Consider the following 3,986-nt stretch of genomic DNA (forward strand, 5'->3'; position numbering starts at 1 on the left):
GGAAAATCCATTACACATACCCAAACTATTACGATAAAAGACGATGTAAAACCTGTGTTTTCAGGAACTTTACCTGCTGATATTTCTGTGGAAGAAAGCAAAGTTCCAACACAAGAAACGTTAACTGCTATGGACAATTGTTCTGCTGTTCAAGTTACCAAGAGCCAAGAAAACAAGGAAGAGGACGGAAATAGAGTAATCATTTATAAATGGGAGGCATCTGATGAATGTGGAAATAAAGTTACTCACGAACAGAAAGTTACCATTAAAAAGTCTTCAAAACCTACACCTCCTATGGGTGGAGTACAACCACCTACAGGAATAGAACCAACGAAAGAAATGATTGTTTACAATGGCGTTTCTACCGAGTCAGGTTCGGAGAATTACTTGAAATTTGAGCCTATTGAGAATTATAAAAATCTTCAAATTGAGATTTTTAACGAATTGGGTCAGAAAGTATATGAATCGAAAAACTATCAAAAAAATGGAGAAGTTTTCCGAGGATATGCCAACGTGAAAGGAGTTTTCCGAAAAGGCAAACGTCTTCCTACAGGGACGTATTTCTATGTACTCAAATATCAAAATATTACAGGAAAATCAAACACAAAACAAGGCTATTTGTTTGTAAGATAATTGTTAAAATTTCCTTTGTAAAACTTTTACAAAGGGAGTTTTAGTTTTCAAAGAAAATTGAAAAATCTCATTCTAAAAAATATTATTTGATGAAATACTATATCTATCTCATTTTTAGTTTCATCAGTTTTGGGCAAGTGGCTTTTGCACAAGAAACGATTAAAACTTCAATAAAAGCCATTGATGTAATTCATTTATTTTCAGTAGGAAATAAGATAGAATGGGCAGTGCCTATATCTGAAAATGAGAAAATTTTATTGCAGTGGGAAGAACGTAACACTTCATTTACTGAAAAGGAAGGTATCCGTACTTTTGTGGGCTACAACAATGACGAGTTTGTTGCTACACTTTCGATTTCAAAAGATCAAAAAATATTAGGTAATTTTGAATGGAAGCAAACTCAATGGGATATCAAAACCTCTGATGATGGCTATATTATCCTTTTCAGCGAAGAAAAGGGCGAAAAATGTGGACTATGTTCAGACGGAAATTGCCACGTACACCACCCAAAAACCCCGCAACAAACACCTTTTTCTCGACCAGCAACCGAAAAAAATACATATCACATACATTCCGATGAAATTTTACGTGTATATCGATTGGCAGTATTGGTGGATTGGTACTATTACAGCAGAGAAGGAAGTATAGAGGCGGTTAAAAAATATTGGAGTTCGCTAGAAGCTACACTCAATGAAATTTATATGCGAGATATAGGAATAAAGTTTGAAATTGTAAATGATGAAAAACTTATTTTTAACACAAGTGATAAACAGACTTTTGATAATAAAACCTCTCGCTATATTATTAATAATTCGACTCTTAAAATCAATCAGCTTATAGGTGAAGACAATTACGATGTGGGTATTGTTATTGCTAAATCCAGAAGTAGAAATAACGGATTAGCAGTACTCGGAGGTGCTTTTGACGCGTCAAAAAAAGCAGCGGCTGTGGCTATAAAAAGTTATGCGACTATCGGTCACGAACTTGGGCATATGTTTGGTTCGTTACATACCTTTACAACAGGAGGAGATTCAACCATCAAAACCGAACCAGAGAACGGGACTTCTATAATGAGTTATGGCTCTCCTCGTGATTTCTTTTCTTTGCCAAGTATTTATTTCATTCGAAGAAGAATTTTGGGAGATGGAGCTTATTATCAAGACCGAGCCAGAACCATACTCAAAAAAGAATGGCTCAAAGGAGAAAATCCTGTTTTCGGGATAGACACTAAAAATCAAGCTCCTATAATAGATGTTTCAAAACTTGAATCAGAATATAGACTTCCAAAGGAAACGTTTTTTCAATTCACCATTAATGCTACTGACCCTGATAATGACCCTCTTCTGTACGCCATTCATCAAGCAGATATAAAAAATGACGAAACATCTTCTGTTGCTGAATTTGTAACCGAAAAATCTTCATCTGTAAACACAAAAGCATACTATACGCATTGGGTGACAGAAAACGGCTTTCTTAGGAAACAATATGATTTAAAAGTAGGAAAAGAATATACTTTTTGGTTAGGGGTAAATGATACTAAAAACACCCTTAACGAAAGAAGTAATCACGCTACTCGATACGATATGCACGAAGCTAAGGTGAAATTTGTAGAAGGAAAACCTTTCAAAATTACTAAGTTTGAAAGGAAAGAATACAAAATGGGTGAAAAGGTAACCCTTACTTGGGACGTAGACCAAACTCTTTTTCAAAATACCAAAGTACGTATATTACTTTCTGATGATTTTGGGAAAACCTTTAAGCATATCTTAGTGCCAGAAACAGAAAATGATGGAAGTTGCGAAATCGTAATGCCTAATATTGCCATAGGAAGAAAAGTTTATTATACAGACCAAAACGGAAGACCTATATTTCATTCAGGCTTAGGACTTATCAAGGTTGAAGTTCTTGACCATATCGCTTTTGCTTTGACGGATAATGATATAACAACAGGTGAGGGAGGTTTTGAGATTGAAAAATCGGTAATTACTTTAAATAATCTTCCTGAAAAATATGTTGTTGTAAATCAAGAATCTGAAATTCCTCTGAAAGCGAATGTAACAGCCACTTCTACTTGCGGTTCGAACCCTGTAACAATTGTCAATAAGGAAGAAAAAAACGGAAATATTACAACCCGAACTTGGACAGCTACAGATGATTGTAACAATCAAACAAGTTTTGTTCAATATATTGAAGTAAAACTTTTACCAGAATCTGTAGAGCCTTTACAATTTGTAGGAACACTTCCGAAAGATTTTGTAACTTATTGTCATAATGCTTATACAGAAAATGAAGCTCCTCAGTTGCAGGTTATTGGCGGAAAATCTCCAAAAGTATATCTCACGGAAAACAAACAATTGTTTGGTGATCAAAAGGGGTTTCAAATCAAAAGAGTTTGGGTTGCCGTAGATGAGGTAGCCAAAACCATTTCTCACACACAATATATCGTAGTTCGAGATATTGAAAAACCTAAACTATCAGCTTATCCGCAAGATATGGTGGTTAAAAGTAGGAGTGAAGTACCACAAAGAGCAGAATTGACAGCAACCGATTGTGGCAATAAAATTGAAGTAAAATCTTCCACAGATAACAGAACCAATGGTCAAGGAAAAGAAGTGGTTATTTATAGTTGGTTGGCTACCGATTCGTACGGAAATGAAGAATACCACGAACAAACCATAACAATAGACCCTGATGCAACGCCACCTCCTCCTATTGATTTGAAATTCATTACAACACCACCAGCAAGTATTTCAGCTACTTGCAATGCTGTTCTGAGTGCTGATTATTCGCAGTTTGCAACTGATGGCTGTCCTTTTGTAAATATCACTCATACTGATACAAAAATAAACGGAAGTTGTGCTAATACGTATACTATCAAACGTTTTTATACAGCAACAGGTTGCGACCAATCCGTTAGTTTTGAACAAATTATTTCTGTAACAGATGATAAAGCTCCTACATTTAATGAGTCTTTACCTATCGATATTTCTGTGGAGGAAAACAATATTCCAACACAAATTGATTTAACCGCTACGGATAATTGTTCTGAAAATATTCAAGTGACAAAGAATCAAGAAGAAAAGCAAGAAAACGGAAATAAAGTAATTATTTACCGATGGACAGCAACAGACGCTTGTGGAAACGAAACAAAACACAGCCAAACCATTACCATTACTCCTGCACCGGAAATAACTTTTATAAATTTCCCCGCGGATGTGAATTTGTCTTGCGGAAAAGATAAACCCCAAGCAGAAAGCAAATTACAGATTTCCAATTGTGATGGAACTACTGAAATTTCAGTAACCCATACCGACACAGAAACAGGCGATTGCAAAACAGGTAAAACGATTGTA

General features: G+C 35.3%; 2 protein-coding genes. Both read left to right on the top strand.

The window, feature by feature from the left end; genetic code table 11:
* The coding region (locus CCAND38_RS08195; protein ID WP_042344788.1) for a T9SS type B sorting domain-containing protein at positions 1-633 on the top strand (633 nt) is incomplete at its 5' end.
* Positions 634-722: 89 nt separating this feature from the next.
* Positions 723-3,986, top strand: a 3,264-nt coding sequence (locus CCAND38_RS08200; RefSeq protein ID WP_231550021.1) for a M12 family metallo-peptidase, incomplete at its 3' end; no start/stop codon positions are given.

It is taken from the genome of Capnocytophaga canis, from assembly GCF_000827555.1.
In the GTDB taxonomy this organism is placed as follows: Bacteria; Bacteroidota; Bacteroidia; order Flavobacteriales; family Flavobacteriaceae; genus Capnocytophaga; species Capnocytophaga canis.